Source organism: Streptosporangium sp. NPDC000509 (genome assembly GCF_042898365.1).
In the GTDB taxonomy this organism is placed as follows: Bacteria; Actinomycetota; Actinomycetes; order Streptosporangiales; family Streptosporangiaceae; genus Streptosporangium.
In genome coordinates this window covers 56,746-75,256 of record NZ_JBIAYX010000028.1, presented here as the reverse complement: position 1 = coordinate 75,256, position 18,511 = coordinate 56,746, and the positions used below count along the sequence as shown (strand labels likewise).

The window sequence follows — 18,511 nt, the reverse complement described above, 5'->3', positions numbered from 1 at the left end:
GCTGGACCGGGTTACGGGGGCGAACTCGGTAAAGCGGTGGGGCCCAGCCCTCGGATCTCACCCGGGGGTCATGCCGAGCTCGTCTCCCCCGCAGCTGGAGGCGAGCTCTAACCCGTTCGGATGCTTCCGAGGTGATCGGGGGTCGTGCAATGCCTATTTGAACACACAAACCTCAGAAACGGGTCATGTAGAGCTGAATATCAGCTGAAAATTCAATCACTGTGGGGCGGTCGCAGCACATAGCCGACCCCGCGAAGGGTGTGGATGAGCCGGGGCTCGGCCGTGTCGACCTTCCGGCGCAGGTAGGAGACGTAGGACTCGACGACCCCCGCGTCACCGCCGAAGTCGTAGTTCCAGACGTGGTCGAGGATCTGCGCCTTGGACAGCACCCTGCCGGTGTTGACCATGAAGTAGTGCAGGAGCTTGAACTCGGTCGGCGACAGCCGCACCGGGATGCCGGAGCGCCAGACCTGGTGCGCCTCCTCGTCCAGCTCCAGATCGCCGACCTGGAGGCGTACCGGCAGGTCGAGATCCCCCCTGGTACGGCGGAGCACGGCCCGGATACGGGCCAGGACCTCCTCCAGGCTGAAAGGCTTGGTCACGTAGTCGTCGGCCAGCCGCAGCCCCGCCACCTTGTCGTCGGTGCCGTCCCGCGCGGTCAGGAAGAGCACCGGCATCTGCCCGCTCATCTCCCGCAGCCGTCCCGCCACGGCGAAACCATCCATGTCGGGCAGCATCACGTCCAGCACGACCAGGTCGGGACGGATGCGCTCGGCGAAGTGCACGGCCTCCCTGCCGTCCACCGCGGTCACCACCTCGAACCCCGACAGGCGCAGGCTGGCCGAGAGCAACTCCCTGATGTTCGGTTCGTCGTCCACGACCAGCAATCGGGCTTCCACTCTGTCCAGCACACTCCGAGACTCGCCCACCTCTCTGGAACGCAGCTCAGCCGGGGCTGAACGTTTCCTGAGAGACCTCTCAGCACCTTTCCCGGAGAAACGCGGCCGTCACGACCGGGTTCACCGACGCCCGGCGCCCTCGTTGATGTCGGTCGCGGTCACCGAGCCGTCATCGGCCGGTGTCCCCCGCACGACGACCGTGCCTCCGGGCTTGAGGTCGGTGACCTTCCCTTCCTTCGTGACGCGTACGGACGTCTCGTCGGTGGTGTTCACGGTCACGACCGAGCCGTCGACCGTCTGGACATAGACCTTGCCACCCTCGACCCGCTGCACCGTACCGACGGTCATGCCGCCCCGGCCACCGCCCTGACCCCCTTGGCCGCCCTGACCCCCTTGGCGACCCTGGCCCTCTTGGCGACCCTGGCCCTCTTGGCGACCCTGGCCGCCACCGAAACCACCGGGGCCACCGGCGCCGCCGGGGCCCGCCTGCCGCATCACCGCCTCGGCGATACCGGACGGGCCGCCCATCGCCTTCTGCGCCTGGATGCCCACGATCACCCCCGCCACGAGCACCACCCCGGCGCCCAGCACGAGGGTGAGCGTCGACAGGCGGCGCCGCGGCCGGGCCGCCAGCTCACCGTCCAGGTCTCCCCGGAACGGGGAACTCTCCAGATCCCTGCCCGCCGGGACCGTCTCGTCGGCGTTGCCGCCCATGTGTCTCCTTCCTAAGCCGCGTGAGCCGTGCGGGTCATTCGTGACGCAGGGCCTCGATGGGCCGTAGCCTGGCGGCCCGGTTCGCCGGGTAGCCGCCGAAGAACAGTCCGATGCCCACGGAGACGCCGAGGGCGAGCGCGATCGAGGACGGTACGAGCACCGGTGAGATGCCCGCGATCGTGAAACGGGTGCCGACGAACGCGACAGCGACGCCCGACAGACCGCCCACCAGGCTCAACACCGTCGCCTCCAGCAGGAACTGGCCGAGAATGGCGCTCCTGGGCGCGCCGATGGCCTTCCTGATGCCGATCTCCCTCGTCCGTTCCGTCACGGTGACGAGCATGATGTTGGTGATGCCGATGCCGCCCACCAGCAGGGAGATGGCGGCGACCGCGCCGAGCAGGGCGGTGAAGATCCCGATGGTCGAACCGATCGTCTCCTGCAGGGTGGCCTGGTTGAGGATCCGGTAGTCCGCGACGCCCGCCGGGGTGATGCCGTGCCGCTGGTCGAGCACGGCGGTCACCTCGGCCTGCGCGGAGTCGGTCGTGTCGGCGCCGGTCGCCTGCACGATGATCGAGCCGAGCGCGCCGAAGCCGGTCAGGCTCTGCTGCATGGCGGGCAGCGGCACGACGGCCACGTCGTCGGCGTCCTGCATGCCCGACGAGCCCGACTCCTTGAGCACCCCGACCACCGTGAACGGCACCCCGGAGACGCCGACCTGCCTGCCGACCGGGTCGGCGGCGCCGAACAGCTCCTCGGCCACGGTCCGCCCGATGACCATGATCTTCCTCGCGGCGAGCACGTCGTCGTTGACGAAGTAGGTGCCGCTTTCCACGGGCCTGTTCGTGGCCTCGAAGTAACTGGGGTAGGTGCCCACGAGCTGCGCGATCGTGTGACTCGCGCCCTCGTGGACGGCGGTGGCCGCGTTCGCGGTCACCACGGGCGACACGCTCCGCACCGAGGGAACCCGATCGCGGTCGGTGAGCGCCCTCGCGTCCTCCAGGGTGAGCGGCCTGGCCTGGGTACGCGGTCCGTCGTTCTGGCCCCCGGCCACCCGGCTCCCACCGCCTCCCCCTCCCCCGAAGGCACCGCCACCACCGCCACCGGCGAAGGACGCCGAGACGGTGAGGGTGTTGGCGCCGAGCCGCTGGATGGACTGCTGGATGCTCTGCGAGGCCCCCTCGCCGAAGGCGACCAGCAGGATCACGGCCGCCACCCCGATGAGGATGCCGAGGGTGGTGAGGAAGCTGCGCAGCTTGTTGGCGGCCAGTCCCCGGAGTGCGAACCTCAGGATTTCGAGCCGGCTCACGCGGTGACCTCCGGCACGCGGGGCGGGGGGCCGTCGACGGGGGCCTGACGGCGGTCCTCGACGACGCGGCCGTCCACCAGGCGGATGACCCGCTTGGCGTGGGCGGCCACGTCGTCCTCGTGGGTGATGATCACGATCGTCCTGCCCGCCACGCTCAGGCGGTCGAAGATGCCCAGTACGTCCCCGGTGGAGGCGGTGTCGAGGTTGCCCGTCGGTTCGTCGGCGAGCAGGAGGGCGGGCGCGGTGACCAGCGCCCTCGCCACGGCCACCCGCTGCTGCTGGCCGCCGGACAGCTCGTTCGGCTCGTGGCCGACCCGGTCGGACAGGCCCACCTGCTCCAGGGCCGCCAGGGCGCGGGCCCGCCGGTCGGCGGCGCCGACCCCGCCGTACGCCATGGGCAGCTCGACGTTGGCGAGCGCGCTCATCCGGGGAATGAGGTTGAACGACTGGAAGACGAATCCGATCTTCCGGTTGCGGAGTACCGCGAGCCTGCGCTCGTCCAGCGAGCCGACGTCGGTGCCGTCGATGCGGTAGTCGCCGGAGGTCGGCACGTCCAGGCAGCCCAGGATGTTCATGAGCGTCGACTTGCCGGAGCCCGAGGCGCCCATGATCGCCACGTAGTCGCCTCGGTCGACGCCGAGCGACACCCCGCGCAACGCCCGGACCTCGGCGTCTCCCCTGCCGTACACCTTGGTGATGTCCGTGAGGGACAGGACGGGAACGGTCATCGGCCGATACCTCCCCCGCCACCGCCGTTGCGGCCCCCGCCACCGCCGAGGCCGGGGAAGCCGCCGCCCTGCCGGGTGGTCTCCGTGGCCGTCGGGCGGACCACCTGGTCGCCTTCCGCGAGCCCCGATCTGATCTCGGTGAGTGTGTCGCCCTTGATCCCGGTCTCCACCTGCACGGGCACCTGTCGGCCGTCCCGCAGTACGGTCACCGTGCTTCGCCCGCCCGTCGTGGAGATCACCGTGGAGGAGACGGCGAGCACGTCCTCCGCGCGCTCGACGACGATCCCGACCGTGGCCGTCTGGCCGAGCCTCACCTCCTTCGGCACCTCGGTGAAGGAGATCGTCACCGGGTATCTGACCACGTTGTTGCCGATGGTCGCGGTCGGCTGGATCTGGGTGACCTTCCCCGAGGCGGTGACGCCGCTGAGCGCGTCGAACCCGACGGAGGCCGCCTGGCCGACCTTGAGCCTGGTGACGTCGGTCTCGGTGAAGGTGCCGACGAGTTCGAGTCTGCGGGTGTCGGCGAGGTCGATGAACCCGCCCGAGGCGTTCGCCGCCCCGTCCGCGTTCGCGGAGGCCCCGGAACCGGCCGCGGTGGTCCCGGTGGTCCCGGTGGTCACGGCCCTGGAGGCGCCGCCCGAGGATCCGCCGACCGTGCCGTTGACGGCGGTGACCGTACCGGCGAACGGCGCCTTGATGACGGTGCCGTCCACCGCGCGCTTCGCGGCCCGGTAGGTGTTCCTCGCCGTGACGTACTGGGCGTAGGTTTCGGCGGTCGAGGTGTCGTCGTCCGCGGTGTCGAGAGCGGCGGCGGCCGCGTCCAGGCTCTCCTGCGCCGACTCGTCGTCCAGCCTGGCGAGGATCTGTCCCGCGGTGACCTTGTCCCCGGCCTTGACGTAGATCTTCTCGACGGTGCCGTTCGTCCCGAAGGACAGCGATCGCGCACGGGCACTGGACACGGTCCCCGACGCGGATACGGAGGCGGAGACCGTGGCCCTGGTCACCGGAACGGTCCGCACCGCGACGTCCGCGGACGAGGTCTCACCGCCGAGAGAGGAGTAGGCGATCACCACTCCGCCCAGCAACAGGACCCCCAGGGTCCCGTTCACGATCAGCGCTCCGCGCTTGGTCGACAGCTTCACAGCGCCTGACCCTGGCGCACCAGGCTTGGACCCACCCCGGCGAAGGCTGAAGATTTCCTGCGGACTTCGTCGTACCTCCGGTGATGCACAGCAAACCTTCAGGGACCTGTGAGCATGCTGTGAATCAGACGGTCCAGGATGTCCGCCATGAGACCGACCCATCTCCCGAAGCGCCTGCGCGCGGGAGGACTCGCCCTGGCCGCCCTCGTCCTGGTGGGTGCGGGAGCGCTCGTCGCGCTGGACGGCGGCTCCGACGAGGCCCCCCGGACAGAGCCGGTGTCCGCCAGGCGCGGGACGGTGACCGCCGCGGTGTCGGCCGCGGGCAGCACCGTGGACGACGGCACCCGCGAGCTGGCCTTCGGCGGATCGGGGACGGTCACGAAGGTCTACGTCAAGGCCGGGGACAGGGTCGGCAGGGGGGACGTACTCGCCAGGATCGGTTCCGAGCCCGCACGCGAGCGCCATACCGCCGCGAAGGCGCGGCTCGCGGCGGCCGAGGAGGCACTGGAGACGGCGGGAAGCACGCCGGAGAGCACGGGCACGCCCGGGACCGGGACCGGGCAGCAGAGCGGAGAGCAGGACGGGGAGCGGGCGACGGACCCGACCCGAGGCCGGACAGGGGCCGAGCGGTCGGGTGACCAGACGACGGATCAGGCAGGGACCGAACGGTCGGGGGGCCATACGGGAACCGACCGCTCGGATGCTCGGGCGGAGGCCGACCGGCCGGGTGGTCAAACCGGTTCCGACCGGCCGGGTCCCGCCACACGGACCGGCTGCGAACCCACGGCGACGCGATCCCCTGGAGCGGGCGCCACCGCCACCCCTTCCGTCCCCGCCGAGGCCCCGGAGCCCGTACGCACGATCTCGCCGCCCCCGGCACCCGCGCCGACCGAATCGGCGCGGACCGTACAGATCGCTCCCGCGGGCGGGATCGTCCCCGCCGGATACCGCCTCACGACGGCACCCGCCCTCACCCCCACCCCCGTGCCCGTACGGGACTCCATGTCCATACCGGCGCGATCCTCGGCCGCGACGCCCGCGCCCACCTCGACCGCGACACCGACGGCGACGGCGCGTCCGGATGACGGCTCTCCCTGGCCCGCCCCGACGGTCACCGTCACCGTGACGGCCGCCCCGACGGTGACCGTGACGGCCACCGCCACGGTCACCGTGACCGCGAGGCCCGAAGGGAACGGGCCGTCCATGATTCCCACCGGCCCCTCGGCCGGTCCCGGCGAGCACCCCGGACCGACGGCGAGCCCCACCCGCCCCACCGGCACGGCCGTACCGACCGTCAGGCCCACCGCCACCGCGTGCCCCACCCCGAAGCCGAGCACGAGCACGGGAACGGGAACGGGGGCCGACCGGGGCACGTCTCCGAACAGGGACACCGGACAGAGCACCCGGCAGGGTCCTCAGCAGAGTGGCGGAACCGGGCGGGGGGCGCTCACCGTGGAGCAGGCCGAGGCTCGTGTGAAGGAGGCGCGGGCGGAGCTGACCGACGCCACGAAGGAACTCGCGGGCGTGCGGATCGTCGCCCCCGTCGACGGCACCGTCATGTCCGTCGCCGGAGCGGTCGGCGACCGCGTGGGCACCGGCACCTTCCTCACCCTCGGGAACCTGGACGAACTCCAGGTGGAGGCGCTGTTCACCGAGTCGGACATCGGCAGCCTGAAGCCGGGACAGCAGGCGGCGATCACCCTCGCCACGCGACAGGGAGAGAAGTACCCGGGCAGCGTGACAGCCATCGCCCCCACCCCGACCACGAGCGACCGGCTGGTGCGGTACGGCGTCACGATCGCGTTCGACGCCCCTCCGCCGAACCTCCTCGTGGGCCAGACCGCCTCGGTCACCGTGACCGTCGCCGAGTCCGCGGAGACGCTCTACGTCCCCGCACAGGCCGTACGGACCAGAGACGGGGTCTCCAGGGTCACCGTGCGGGGCGGCGCAGAGCGGGTCGTGGAGACAGGGGTCCGCAGCGACCGCTACGTCGAGATCACCTCCGGGCTGTCCGAGAACGACCAGGTGATACTGCCCGGCGCGGCCGAGGGGGAGTTCCCCGACAGCAGCTGGCCGGAGGCCGACGCCTCCCGGTAGAGGCCGACCAGAGCTGTCAGACATCGACAGGACTCCGGAAACTTCCCGCGGCCACCGGCCACCCCAGGACCGGCTCGGAGCTGTCAGACATCGACAAGGGGGTCGTTCGGCAGGGCAGGTCGTACCCGGCAGGACGCCGGCCACCCCACCCGTACGACCGGGCCAGAAGCCGACGGCGTCGTACCGGAGGGAGATCAGTCGGATTCCGAGGCGAGGGGGAGGACCACCCGGAACGTCGCCCCCTTGCCCGGCTCGGACTCCACGGCGACGCGGCCGCCGTGGGCCTCGACCATCGCGGCCACGATGGCGAGGCCGAGACCGCTCCCGCCGTCCTCGGGAGCGCGCCGCCCCCGGGCGGAGTCGGCGCGGTAGAACCGTTCGAAGACGCGCTCGCGCTGCTCGGTGGTGAGGCCCGGCCCCTCGTCCGCGACCTCGATGACGGCCATGTCGCCGTCGCCGGAGCCGTCGCTGGAGAGGAGCACCCGTACGGGGGTGCCCTCGGGGGTGTGGGTGAGCGCGTTGGTCATGAGGTTGCCCACGACCTGGCGGAGCCGTACCTCGTCGCCGGAGACGATGAGCGCGGAGCCGTCCACCGAGAGCGTGACATCGCGCTCCGGGGCGAGGATGCGGGCGTCGTGGACGGCGTCGGCGGCGATGGCGAGCAGGTCGACCGGGCGCATGACCATCGGTCGCTGCTGGTCGAGCCTGGCCAGCATGAGCAGGTCGTCGACGAGCAGGCCCATCCTGACCGCCTCGGACTCGACCCTGCGCATCAGCGGCGCGGCGTCGATGCCGGGCGCCTGCCGGTAGAACTCGGCGAAGCCCCTGATGGAGGTGAGCGGCGTGCGGAGTTCGTGCGAGGCGTCCGCGACGAACCGGCGCATGCGCTCCTCCGAGCTGCGGGCCGAGGACTCCGACTCGGAACGGGCACGGAAGGCCGCCTCGATCTGGGCGAGCATGCCGTTCAGCGACCGGCCGAGGCGGCCCACCTCGGTGCGCGGGTCGGCGTCGGGGACGCGGCGGCCCAGGTCTCCAGCGGCGATCGCCTCGGCGGTGCGCTCGATCTCCTCCAGCGGGCGCAGGCTCCTGCGGATGATCACTACACCGGCTCCGGCGAGCATCAGCACCAGGCCGCCTCCGCCGAGCAGTTCCACCAGCGCGAGCTGGCCGACGATCTGCCGTACCTCGCTCATGTCCACGGCCACGATGAGGCTCTCACCGGTGTCCAGCGAGGTCACCCGAACCCGCCAGTCACCGTTCTCGAACAGCTCGCCGACCCGGCCGTGGGAGATGTCCGGCCCCGGCTTGCCCTCCACGTCGATGCCGCTGAGCAGGACGAGAGTCCTGTTGTTCCTGTCGCGGAGCTCCAGCCTGGCGTCGGAGGGCATCAACTTGCCCCCCAGCGCGATGATGCCCCGGTTGTTCATGCGGCGCAGCGCGGAGTCGGTGGTGATGTCGATCTGGCTGTCGACGCGGTCGATCAGGTAGCCGCGCATGATCGAGACGCTGCCGACGCCGATGAGGGCGAGCGCGACCGTGAGCAGGAGCAGGATGACGCCGATCAGCTTCACCCGCAGCGGGGTCGCGTTGAGCATCACGGGGCCGGTGGCAGGCGCAGCACGTATCCGACACCGCGCAGGGTGTGGATCAGCCTCGGGTCGACATTGTCGATCTTGCGGCGGAGCACGGAGACGTAGGACTCCACGATCCCGACGTCACCCCTGAAGTCGTAGTCCCATACGTGGTCGAGGATCTGGACCTTGGACAGCACCCGCCCCGCGTTCGCCATGAAGTAGCGCAGCAGCTTGAACTCCGTCGGCGACAGCGCCACCGCCCGGCCCTTGCGCCACACCTCGTGGCTCTCCTCGTCGAGCTCGATGTCGGCGAAGGTGAGCCGGGGCGGCCTGGGGCTGAGCTCGCCGGAGTTGGTACGGCGCAGCACGGCCCGGATGCGGGCCACGACCTCCTCCAGGCTGAACGGCTTGGTCACGTAGTCGTCCCCGCCCATGGTCAGCCCTCGGATCTTGTCCTCGGTGGCGTCACGCGCGGTGAGGAAGACCACGGGAGTGTCGCTGCCGCCGCCGCGCAGGCGCCGTACGACGTCGAAGCCGTCCATGTCGGGGAGCATCACGTCGAGGACGATGAGGTCGGGCCGGTGCCGCTGGACGGCGGCGACGGCCTCCGTGCCGTTACCCGCCGTGTTGACGCCGAACCCGGCGAACCGCAGGCTCGCGGCCAGGAGTTCGAGAATGTTGGGCTCGTCCTCGACGATCAGCAGACGTGCCTCGGGTGAGTCGGTCACTGGTCTATTTTCACCGGCCCACATGAGAAAGCAGTTAACTGGTCAAGACAGAGGCTAACCCCACAATATGCCTGGCTATCGCCAAACTCGATGTGGCCGCCGGTGAGGGGGCGTTGCGCACGAGGGCGACGCGGCCGTGTACGTCGATCGCGAAGTCGTCCAGCATGCCGCCCTGCCTGTCCACAGCCTGTGCGCGGACGCCTCCCGAGGTCCTCACCAGGTCGGCGGCGGTGAGGGCCGGGACGTAACGGCGCGCGGCCCTCAGAAACGATCCTTTACCCATCGAACCGGCCACCTCCCGCACCCCGGTCCTCCAGTGCCTCGCCGCCAGCCGCCGGGTGCCCCGCCAGGCGAGGGTCCGGCCCAGGTCGGCGAGGTCGACGTTTCGCCAGGAGTAGCCTTCCAGCGCCAGCGCCATGACCGCGTTGGGGCCGACCAGCACCTCGCCGTCGATCCTGCGGGTCAGGTGCACGCCGAGGAACGGGTACCGGGGGTCGGGAACCGGATAGATGAGCCCGCGGACCAGGTCTTTCGCCTCCCCGGCCAGCGCGTAGTACTCGCCGCGGAAGGGGACGATCCGCACGTCGCCGGGGACCCCCGCCATCCGCGCGACAGTGTCGGTGCCGAGCCCGGCGCAGACGATCACCCGGTCGAAGTCCAGCGTCCGCTCCCCCGCCAGGACGCTCACCCCGCTCGCGGTCTCCCGTACGGCACGCACCGGATGGGAGAGCAGCACCGAGCCGCCGCTCTCCTCCACGTCCAGGGCGAGGCGCCGGGCGACGGCGGGGAAGTCGGCGATCGCGGTGTGCGGGGAGTGCACGGCGCCCACGCCGACGGCGTGCGGCTCGATCTCGCGCAGGGCGAGCGCGTCGAGTTCGGCGATGCCGGGAACCCCGTTCGCGCGGGCCCGCTCGGCGATGCTCCGCAGTTCGGGGCGCTCGGAGCCGGTGGAGGCGACGACGAGCTTGCCGACCTCGTCGTACGGGATGCGGTGCTCGGCGCAGTACTGCCGAAGCAGCGCGACGCCCTCCCTGCAGAGCCTGGCCTTGAGCGAGCCGGGACGGTAGTAGATCCCGGCGTGGACGACTCCGCTGTTGTGCCCGGTCTGGTGGGCCCCGACGCGGTCCTCCTTGTCGAGGACGGTCACGGTGGCCCCGTGGGTCAGCGCCGTCTCCCTGGCCACGGCCAGCCCGACGATTCCCGCGCCGACGATCCCGACCTTCATCGCCGGTTCCTCCCTTCTCCTTACGGGTCCCCACGGATTTCCCTCGGGGTCCCCTGCGGAGCGATCATGCGGTGATCCGAGGTGGTCTGAGTGATCTGGGCAGCCCGAGCGATCTGGGTGATCTGGGTGATCGCGTCCGTTGGGACGAAAGACGCGTCATCGCGTGACACTACCCGCCAGCCTCCCGACCTTGTCGACGGTGAGATGTCCTTCCTGGGCCAGCCAGCGCAGCGAGTCGGCGACGGTCTCCTGGACCGGCCGCAGGCTCACGCCGAGCGCCTCCAGGGTCGGGGTGTCGTACGTGCGGACCATCGTGACCATCATCTCGACGGCGTCCCTGGTCAGCGGGTAGTCGATCTCCTTGATCAGCTTCATCACGTCACCCACGGCCGCCGCGCCGCGCAGCACCGAGCGGTGGATACGGAACCTCCTGCAGCGGTTCCCCGTCACCTCGTCGCAGACGTCGGCGAGCTGCGCCCAGGTGAGGTAGTGCCCGCCCAGCATGAACCGGCGCGGCCCCCGCCCCGGTTCGAGGCAGCGGGCGAGCACGACGGCCAGATCCCGTACGTCGACGATGTTGGCGCCGCCCGCGGTGATCGGCCAGCCCTGTTCCAGCCCGGCGCGCAGGCCCTCCACCATCGCGTCCAGCGAGGGCTGGTACGGCCCCACGACCCCGGCCGGATAGACGATCGTGATCGGCATCCCCTGGTCCTGGAGCCTCCTCGCGTAGCGTTCGGCGGAGATCTTGCTCCTGCCGTACTCGTTCCTCGGCGTGGAGAGCGGGCTCTCGGTCGTGATGACCGGTCCGGCCGGGGGCACGAAGACGCCAATGGTGGAAATATGCACGATCGGGTCGAGACCGAGTTCCACGGCCTGTCCAAGGACGTTCTTCGCCCCGGTCACATTCGTACCGCCCAGATCTCCGGCCTGGCCGATGATCCCGATTTCCGCGGCGGCGTGAATGACCGCGTCGCACCGTTCGAGCCCGTCCCGCACGGCCGCCGCGTCGCGGATATCGGCCGTGTGCAGGGGGACCTCCTCCGTCACCCCGACGGCGGCGAGCACCTCGCGTGTTTTCCGGGGATCGCGTATGAGAAGAAGCGGTTCATGCCCGTCGGCGAGGAGCGCGGCGACCGCATGCGAGCCGACGAAACCTGACGCTCCGGTCACCAAAACGCGCATGCCTGAAAGTTATCGGCAACCATCACCGCAGGAGAAGGGATAACCGGCCTGGTTCTTAACCGTCATTGCCAATGCGGGAAACAAGTCCAGGCCGGTCAAGGAATACGCGAATATGTCGGGGCAATAAATCGTTATGCGGTCATTCATTTTCGCCACGAGATCACGACCCGCACCACCTCCCGAGCCGTGAGATCACATCTCGTGCCGCCTCCCGGGGGCGGCACGAGACCACGAGCCCACCGATTTCCGAGGTCGGCGTGAGATCCCCGGACCGGCTCCTGGGGGGAAGGGCGGCCGGCGGGTTCCCACAGCCGTTACGCACATGTCTCCCGACCGTCGCCCACCCCGGTGGCACGGAGGGGTATACCTTGATCAGGCCGGATGGCGGCCCGAACCGACCGCGTCACCGGGTGGAGATACGAGGCGATGAGCAGAGAACTCTCCATCGACGTCGATCGCCAAGACCACGCGGACTGCGCCGTGATCACGGTCGTGGGTGACATCGACCACAACTCCAGCGAGTTGCTCAGGGAGACGATCGAACGACTGGTCGTCGGCCACCGACCGCGGATCGTCATCGACGCGGAAGGCATCACCTTCTGCGACTCCACCGGGCTGCGGGTGCTCCTGAGCGGTGCGCGGGTGGCCTCGGAGGCGGGCGGGTGGCTGCGTCTCGCCGGAATCTCGGACGTCCTCAGCCGCCTCCTGCGGATGACCGACCTCTCCACCTGGTTTCCCGTCGATCCCGATGTGACGACCGCCCTCGACCGCGCCGCCCGCAGCGACACCCAGTCCCCCGGCTGAGTGAGCCTCCGAGGTCCCTCAGCGGGTCTTGCGGGCGATCAGGGTGATGGTGCCGATCGCGCCCGTCGCGATGACCAGCCAGAGGAGCACGGCCAGGACCGGCACCCCGGCCTCCGCGCCGTCGCCCGCTGTTTTCGTGTCCTCACCGGTCCTCGCCCCGGCGACCGGGGTGGGCACCGGCTCGTCGGGGGTGTCGGAGGTCGGTGTGGGGGCCGCCTGGCGTAGGGCGGAGGCGGGTTCGGAGGCGCCGAGGGCCGCCGAGGGCAGCGGCACCCGGTAGACCGGGCTGCGGCTTCCCTCGCTGCCGGTCAGCAGGTATCTGCCGTCGCGGGTGTAGGTGATCGACTCGGCCTGTTGCAATTCCGGCATCGTCACCCGGGCGATCTGCTCTCCCGGGGCGCGGTAGACCGTGGCCGAGAAGTAGGTGCGGATCACGAAGCTCGATCCGTCGGGTGCGTAGGCGGCGTCGGTGGCCATGATGGGCGCGGGCCCGACCTTGCGGAGGATGTTGACCCTGTCGGTGCGCAACCGCTTCGGTGCCTGGTAGACGGCACCGGCGAACTGCTTGGTCACGATGTAGAGGCGGCCGGTGTGGGGGTGCACCATGATTCCCTCGGCGTTGCGCCCGCCGTCCTCGTACCGGAACCGGTAGCGCACCGCGGGGACGACGGCGTCCCTCATCACGGCGGGTTCCGCCACCTTGTATACGGAAATATCAGGCCATGCCCCTTCCAGGTTGTCGCCGATATCGGCGAACCAGAGCACCCCCTGACCGGTCCGCGGGTCGGTGGACGCCGCCATGCCCTCCCAGTCGCGGGACTCCGCCCCTCGCAGGGTGAAGGTCGCGCGGGTCCGCCCGTCGGGGCCGACCGCGTAGAACACCGGGCCCGCGGAGCTGTCGTTGTGGGTGTAGTAGATGTCCTTACCGGTCGGCGAGACCGCCAGCCCGCTCGACTCGGTGATCCGGCTGTCCTTGAAACGGAAGAGGATCCGCGCCCCGTCGTCCGCCCCCGCCTCCCGTTCGTCGCCGGCCCGCGCGCCCTCCCCGCCCTCGGCCTCCCGCGCATCCGCCCGTACGCCGTCCCCCGCGTCCGCCCGTACGCCCTCACCGTCGCCGGCCCGCGCGCCCTGGCCCGCGAGGACCGTGGCCACGGTCAAGCAGGCCACCGCGAACACGCGAACCGCGACTTCCCCCCGCTTACTCAGCATTCAGCCATCATGCCCCGGCCGTGCGTACGGGCGGCACAGACGTGGCGGGTCCGATCGGCGCCGATTTCTCGCGGAATCCACTCGCCTGGAGTGCACTCCAGGTACCTAGGGTGGACACATGGACTATACGCAGCTTGGCCGTACCGGCCTGAAGGTCAGCCGCCTCTGCCTGGGCACGATGAACTTCGGCCCCCTGACCACGGAGGACGACTCCTTCGCGATCATGGACCACGCCCACGAGCTGGGGATCAACTTTTTCGACACGGCCAACGTCTACGGCTGGAAGAAGGGCGAGGGCGTCACCGAGCAGATCATCGGCCGCTGGTTCGCGAAGGGTGGCGGGCGCCGCGAGAAGACGGTGATCGCCACGAAGCTCTACGGCTCGATGGGCGACTGGCCCAACGAGGGCCAGCTGTCCGCGCTCAACATCCGCCGTGCCGCCGACGCGTCGCTGAAGCGGATGCAGACCGACTACATCGACCTCTACCAGGCGCACCACGTCGACCGGAACACCTCGTTCGACGAGTTCTGGGAGGCGATGGACATCCTCAAGCAGCAGGGCAAGATCCTGTACGTGGGGTCGTCCAACTTCGCGGGCTGGCACATCACCAAGGCCCAGGAGAGCGCGCGACGTCGCAACAGCCTCGGCCTGGTCTCCGAGCAGTCCCACTACAACCTGATCGTCCGTGAGCCCGAGCTTGAGGTGATCCCGGCGTCCGAGGACTACGGGGTGGGCCTGATCCCGTGGAGCCCGCTCGCGGGCGGCCTGCTCGGCGGCATCCTGCGGAAGATCGACAAGGGACGTTCGGCCTCGGAGCAGATCACCAAGCAGCTGGACAAGCACCGCGACAAGATCGAGCGCTACGAGGAGTTCTGCGACGAGCTGGGCGAGGACCCGGCGAACGTCGGCCTGGCGTGGCTGCTCCACCAGAAGGTCGTCACCGCGCCGATCATCGGGCCGCGCACACTCGACCAGCTCGACGGCACCACCAGGGCGCTGGAGATCGTTCTGGACGAGAAGGCCCTCGCCCGCCTGGACGAGATCTTCCCCGGCTTCAAGACGGCGCCCGAGCACTACGCCTGGTAGCGCCGGGAGGCTAGGACACCAGGGCGCCGATCACCACGAGGAGCACGAGCAGTGCGAGCACCGTGGGCAGCAGCCAGCGACGGGGACGATCCACGCCCTGGAGCCTAGCTCTGCCCACGGGGTGCGCGCGCCCCGGGCGCCGTTCCTCGACCGTCTCGTGGCGGTCCCCGGCCCCGCAGCGGGTCCGGCCCTCGCGTTCGACGGCGAGAACGGACTCGTCACGCACCGGTGGCGGCGGGGATTCCACGAACGGCCGCACGCGACCTCCTGCCGATCACCCTCGTCAGCATTATGGCCACACCGCAGCCGATCAGGGTGAGCGCACCGCCCACCATGACCCCCGCGCGCGGGCCGCCCAGCTCGGAGATCCAGCCGAGCAGCGGCGCGCCGATCGGGGCTCCGCCGGTGAACACGAGCACGTAGATCCCCATCACCCGTCCGCGCATCTCCGGCGAGGTGGCGAGCTGCACGCTGGCGTTGGCCGCGGTGTTCACCGAGATCAACGCGATGCCCGCGGGCACGAGGGAGACCAGGTACAGCGGGTACCAGGGGGCCAGGCCACTCGCGATCTGGAACAGGCCGAACGCGACCGCGCCACCGACCAGCAGCCTCCGGCTGGGCCGTACCCGCCGTGCCGCCATGAGCGCACCCGCGAGAGCACCGACCGCGAACATGCTGGAGGCGAGCCCGAACGAGGCCGCGCCCGCCCCGAAGACCTCACGCGCCATGAGCGCGATCGACATCGAGAACGACTGCGTGAACAGCGAGACGAAGGCGACCAGCAGTATCGGCATGAGCAGCTCGGGCCGCGCCATCACGTACCGCAGGCCCTCGCGGAGCTGCCCCTTCGCCCTCGGCACCGGTTCGGGGGTGGTCAGCTCGGAGGTGCGCATGAGCAGCAGACCGGCGAGCACGCCCGCGAAGGACAGGGCGTTGATCAGGAAGATCGGGCCGGTGCCGCCGAACGCGTAGATCAGGACACCCGCGACGGCCGGGCCGACCACGCGGGCCAGGTTGAAGCTCGACGCGTTCAGCGCGATCGCGTTGGACAGGTCCTTGCGGCCGACCATCTCCACGACGAACGACTGCCGGGTCGGCACCTCGACGCAGGCGATGAGGCCGAGCAGGAACGCCATCGCGAACACCTGCCAGACCTGGGCCGAGCCGGTCACGACGAGCACGCCCATGGTGAGCGCCAGCAGGCCCATGAACGACTGGGCGACGATCAGCAGCAGCCGCTTGGAGTAGCGGTCGGCGAGCATGCCGCCCCACAGGCCGAAGAGCAGCAACGGCAGGAACTGCAGCATGACGGTCACGCCCAGCGCGAAGGCGCTGCCGTTGGTCAGGTCGAGCACGAGCAGGTCCTGCGCGGTGCGCTGCATCCACGAGCCGACGTTGGAGACCACGCCTCCGGCCGCGAACAGCCGGTAGTTGTAGACGCGCAGGGAGCGGAACATCCCGCCCCGCGTCTCGGGCACGGGCTGGGCCGTCCCGCTCTCCGTGGCCTGCAACTCGCTCGCGGCGGCGGCCCGCGCGGCCCGCCGCCGCCTCATCCTCGCCCTCAGCCCGATCTTCTTGCGTGGGCTCCCGCCCGGCTCACCCGCCGGATTCGCGCCGGTTTCCCCGCTCGACTCTCCAGCCGAACTCGCGCCGGACTCCCGGCCCGGCGCGTCGTCCCGCTCCCCCTGTGACCCCTGCGACCGCGTTCCCGCCTCGCCCCCGGGCACGGCGGAGACCCCGGCGCCGTGTGGGATCCGGGTGTCATGTGGAACCCGGGCGTCGTGTGGGACCCCGGGTTGCTCGGGTTCTTCCGGTTCGGCTAGATCCGGCTGAGCTTCTCCAGTATCGGAGCCGCCTGCCGGAGCGTCGCCCTCTCCTCGGGTGTCAGCTCCTTCAGCCGCTGTGTCAACCACGCCTCCTTGAGGCGCCGCTCCTCCCTCAGCAGCGTTGAGCCCTGCTCTGTCACGCTCACGGTCACCTGGCGCCGATCGGTCGGGTGCGGTGTGCGTGACACCAGCTCCCGCTCGGCCAGCACGGCGATCACGCGTGTCATCGAGGGCGGCTGCACCTTCTCCAACTCGGCCAATTCGCCGGGGGTTATCGCGGAATGCCGTTCTACGGCGGCGAGCGTCGCGAGCTGGGTGGGCGTCAACGAGTGCACCGCGGCCTGCCTGCGCAGGCGTCTGTTCAGTCGTGCCAGCGACACGCGCAGAGCCGAAGCGAGACCGGCGTCGCTGCGCAGGCTCGCGACGTGGTCCTTCCTGGGGTGGTTCATTAGCGTAAGTCATTACCTTTGCTAACTATATACGGATGCACGTGATTCCCTCCAGAGGGTTTTCTTCGTGGCGCGGGGCCGTACAGCGTGCCAGACGGACGGGAGATCGCCAACCCGCCCGGAGCACCCGGGGTTCCTCGCCGGGAACCCCGGGGAGAGCTCGACACCCAGTGGAAACGCCGGCGGGTCCGGCCGTACTCCCCCTGCGGAAGCCGAGGTCCTTCGAAGGAGCGACCTCTCACACCAGGATCTCACCGCCCGCCTCGCCCCTCGAAGCCGCCGTCGCGCATCCCGAAAAGCCGGCCGGGGCACCCACTTCGCCTTCTACGCGCCGACGAGGTGCCGGAGCAGCGCTCCGGCGACCAGTTCCGGGTGCCGACCACCACCCCCATCCGGAGGCCCTCGCCACCGTCGTCCTCGCCGTCACCCGCGGCCTGCTCCTGGACGAACGGGCGACCGGTGAGAGCGAACGCGCGAGCGAGGCGTACGACGAGTTCATCCGGCTCCTGACCCGCGACCGGTCCGAGTTCTCCGCGGCCGTACCCGGCTCCTGACGCCGTCCCGGCCCGCAGGTCCCGCCCCGTCCTCACGCGGCGCCGGATCTCATGGAATTCTCAGTTCGGGATGAGGGAGGTCTCAGACGGTCGGCCGACCATCGGTCCGGTAAGTGCCATGCCCTTCATCGGACAAGGAGTCACATGAACCGCACCAAGCGCATGATCATAATCGCCGGTGCCGGCACCGCTCTCGCCGCCGGGCTGACCGTCCCCGTGGCGGCCTGGGCGACCAGCCCCACCCCCGCGCCGTCGTCCTCCTCCTCGGAGAGCCCCGGCACCGCCACCGACGGCCCGCGCGGCCCGCGCGGCGGTCACGGTGGTCACGGTGGTCACGGTGGTCTCCATGGCCCCGGCCACCACGAGGAGATGGCCGCCAAGCTCGCCGAGATCCTCGGGGTCGACAAGGACAAGGTCACCACGGCCCTGGAGGAGATCAGAAAGGAAGGCGGTCCCGGTCGGCCTCCCAAGGCCCCCGAGCAGGGCGAGGCGGAGAAGGTCGCCCCGCAGGACGAGCCGAACGCCCCGCAGGATGAGCCGAAGAAGGCCGCCCCTCGGGAACGACTGGCCGAGGCCCTGGCCGGCAAGCTCGGGATCAGCGCGGACAAGGTCGTCGCAGCGCTGGAAACGCTCGACCAGCAACACCGCGCCGAAGCCGAGACGGCCTTCGCCGAACGGCTGAAGGAGGCCGTCACCGCCGGCACGCTCACCCAGGCCGAATCCGACGCCGTCCTCAAGGCGTACCGCGCTGGCCTGATCCCCGCCGGCCCCCGGGGACGCTGAGCACAACCGCACGGGAGCACGTACGGCCGTCACGGTGATCGCCTTCCAAGGCCCACCGTGACGGCCGTACCTCGTTCCCAGGAGTTCGGCGCGGCGTACGAGAACACGTGAACGCCCTCACGAGCGAGGGCCGAGTCAGTGAATCCATATGTGGTTACCACCTAAATTGTATGCTTGGAAGCACACAATTTAGGAGGCAGC

Annotated in this window: 18 protein-coding genes; 4 read left to right on the top strand and 14 right to left on the bottom strand. The window is 70.3% G+C overall.

Annotated features, from left to right (window positions below; all coding sequences use genetic code 11):
* Positions 1-212: 212 nt before the first annotated feature.
* The 5 genes from ACFY3D_RS36495 to ACFY3D_RS36475 all read right to left on the bottom strand — a co-directional run bounded on the left by ACFY3D_RS36495 (position 213) and on the right by ACFY3D_RS36475 (position 4,792).
* Entirely contained in the window at positions 213-911 is a 699-nt protein-coding gene (locus tag ACFY3D_RS36495) for a response regulator transcription factor (protein WP_386207601.1), read from the bottom strand.
* 108 nt (positions 912-1,019) lie between these two features.
* A complete protein-coding gene (locus ACFY3D_RS36490) occupies positions 1,020-1,613 on the bottom strand; it encodes a hypothetical protein (RefSeq protein ID WP_389988571.1) in 594 nt (197 codons plus the stop codon).
* A gap of 34 nt (positions 1,614-1,647) precedes the next feature.
* Positions 1,648-2,922 carry an ABC transporter permease gene (locus tag ACFY3D_RS36485; protein WP_389988568.1) on the bottom strand — a complete coding sequence of 425 codons (1,275 nt, stop codon included), beginning with the start codon at positions 2,920-2,922 and terminating at the stop codon, positions 1,648-1,650.
* Positions 2,919-3,650, bottom strand: coding sequence for an ABC transporter ATP-binding protein (locus tag ACFY3D_RS36480; RefSeq protein ID WP_350945763.1), 732 nt, complete (start codon positions 3,648-3,650; stop codon positions 2,919-2,921). Before ACFY3D_RS36480 ends, ACFY3D_RS36485 begins: the two co-directional genes overlap by 4 nt.
* Positions 3,647-4,792, bottom strand: a complete 1,146-nt coding sequence (locus tag ACFY3D_RS36475; protein WP_389988565.1) for an efflux RND transporter periplasmic adaptor subunit — start codon at positions 4,790-4,792, stop codon at positions 3,647-3,649. The genes ACFY3D_RS36480 and ACFY3D_RS36475 overlap by 4 nt, the downstream gene beginning before the upstream one ends.
* 147 nt (positions 4,793-4,939) lie before the next feature.
* Here ACFY3D_RS36475 and ACFY3D_RS36470 point away from each other — a divergent pair, with 147 nt between their 5' ends.
* Positions 4,940-6,889, top strand: a complete 1,950-nt coding sequence (locus ACFY3D_RS36470) for an efflux RND transporter periplasmic adaptor subunit (RefSeq protein WP_389988562.1) — start codon at positions 4,940-4,942, stop codon at positions 6,887-6,889.
* A gap of 194 nt (positions 6,890-7,083) precedes the next feature.
* On the opposite strand, the gene ACFY3D_RS36465 is transcribed toward ACFY3D_RS36470, so the two are convergent.
* The 4 genes from ACFY3D_RS36465 to ACFY3D_RS36450 all read right to left on the bottom strand — a co-directional run bounded on the left by ACFY3D_RS36465 (position 7,084) and on the right by ACFY3D_RS36450 (position 11,598).
* Positions 7,084-8,484, bottom strand: a complete 1,401-nt coding sequence (locus ACFY3D_RS36465) for an ATP-binding protein (protein ID WP_389988559.1) — start codon at positions 8,482-8,484, stop codon at positions 7,084-7,086.
* Positions 8,484-9,215, bottom strand: coding sequence for a response regulator transcription factor (locus ACFY3D_RS36460; protein ID WP_389988556.1), 732 nt, complete (start codon positions 9,213-9,215; stop codon positions 8,484-8,486). Before ACFY3D_RS36460 ends, ACFY3D_RS36465 begins: the two co-directional genes overlap by 1 nt.
* A gap of 10 nt (positions 9,216-9,225) precedes the next feature.
* On the bottom strand, positions 9,226-10,416 hold the full coding sequence (gene lhgO, locus ACFY3D_RS36455) for an L-2-hydroxyglutarate oxidase (protein ID WP_362905411.1): 1,191 nt from the start codon (positions 10,414-10,416) through the stop codon (positions 9,226-9,228).
* A gap of 156 nt (positions 10,417-10,572) precedes the next feature.
* Positions 10,573-11,598 (bottom strand): NAD-dependent epimerase/dehydratase family protein, encoded by a 1,026-nt coding sequence (locus ACFY3D_RS36450; protein WP_350945772.1) that lies wholly within the window; start codon positions 11,596-11,598, stop codon positions 10,573-10,575.
* Between the two features lie 426 nt (positions 11,599-12,024).
* Between ACFY3D_RS36450 and ACFY3D_RS36445 the strand changes: the two genes are divergently transcribed.
* Positions 12,025-12,402 carry an STAS domain-containing protein gene (locus tag ACFY3D_RS36445; RefSeq protein WP_389988552.1) on the top strand — a complete coding sequence of 126 codons (378 nt, stop codon included), beginning with the start codon at positions 12,025-12,027 and terminating at the stop codon, positions 12,400-12,402.
* Positions 12,403-12,420: 18 nt separating this feature from the next.
* Here ACFY3D_RS36445 and ACFY3D_RS36440 read toward each other — a convergent pair whose 3' ends face one another.
* Positions 12,421-13,611, bottom strand: coding sequence for a hypothetical protein (locus ACFY3D_RS36440; RefSeq protein ID WP_389988549.1), 1,191 nt, complete (start codon positions 13,609-13,611; stop codon positions 12,421-12,423).
* A 118-nt stretch (positions 13,612-13,729) separates the two neighbouring features.
* On the opposite strand from ACFY3D_RS36440, the gene ACFY3D_RS36435 reads away from it, so the two are divergent.
* A complete protein-coding gene (locus ACFY3D_RS36435; protein WP_350945775.1) occupies positions 13,730-14,698 on the top strand; it encodes an aldo/keto reductase in 969 nt (322 codons plus the stop codon).
* A gap of 10 nt (positions 14,699-14,708) precedes the next feature.
* Here ACFY3D_RS36435 and ACFY3D_RS36430 read toward each other — a convergent pair whose 3' ends face one another.
* The 4 genes from ACFY3D_RS36430 to ACFY3D_RS36415 form a co-directional block, all read right to left on the bottom strand.
* Positions 14,709-14,957: a hypothetical protein gene (locus ACFY3D_RS36430; RefSeq protein ID WP_389988546.1), complete on the bottom strand. Its 249-nt coding sequence runs from the start codon at positions 14,955-14,957 to the stop codon at positions 14,709-14,711.
* A complete protein-coding gene (locus ACFY3D_RS36425) occupies positions 14,917-16,251 on the bottom strand; it encodes an MFS transporter (RefSeq protein WP_350945777.1) in 1,335 nt (444 codons plus the stop codon). Before ACFY3D_RS36425 ends, ACFY3D_RS36430 begins: the two co-directional genes overlap by 41 nt.
* A gap of 266 nt (positions 16,252-16,517) precedes the next feature.
* Positions 16,518-16,973 carry a MarR family transcriptional regulator gene (locus ACFY3D_RS36420; protein ID WP_350945778.1) on the bottom strand — a complete coding sequence of 152 codons (456 nt, stop codon included), beginning with the start codon at positions 16,971-16,973 and terminating at the stop codon, positions 16,518-16,520.
* A gap of 251 nt (positions 16,974-17,224) precedes the next feature.
* The gene (locus ACFY3D_RS36415; RefSeq protein WP_389988543.1) at positions 17,225-17,563 is read right to left on the bottom strand and encodes a hypothetical protein; all 339 of its coding nucleotides are present in this window, start codon (positions 17,561-17,563) and stop codon (positions 17,225-17,227) included.
* Positions 17,564-17,671: 108 nt separating this feature from the next.
* Here ACFY3D_RS36415 and ACFY3D_RS36410 point away from each other — a divergent pair, with 108 nt between their 5' ends.
* Positions 17,672-18,310, top strand: coding sequence for a hypothetical protein (locus ACFY3D_RS36410; RefSeq protein WP_389988540.1), 639 nt, complete (start codon positions 17,672-17,674; stop codon positions 18,308-18,310).
* Positions 18,311-18,511: the final 201 nt, after the last annotated feature.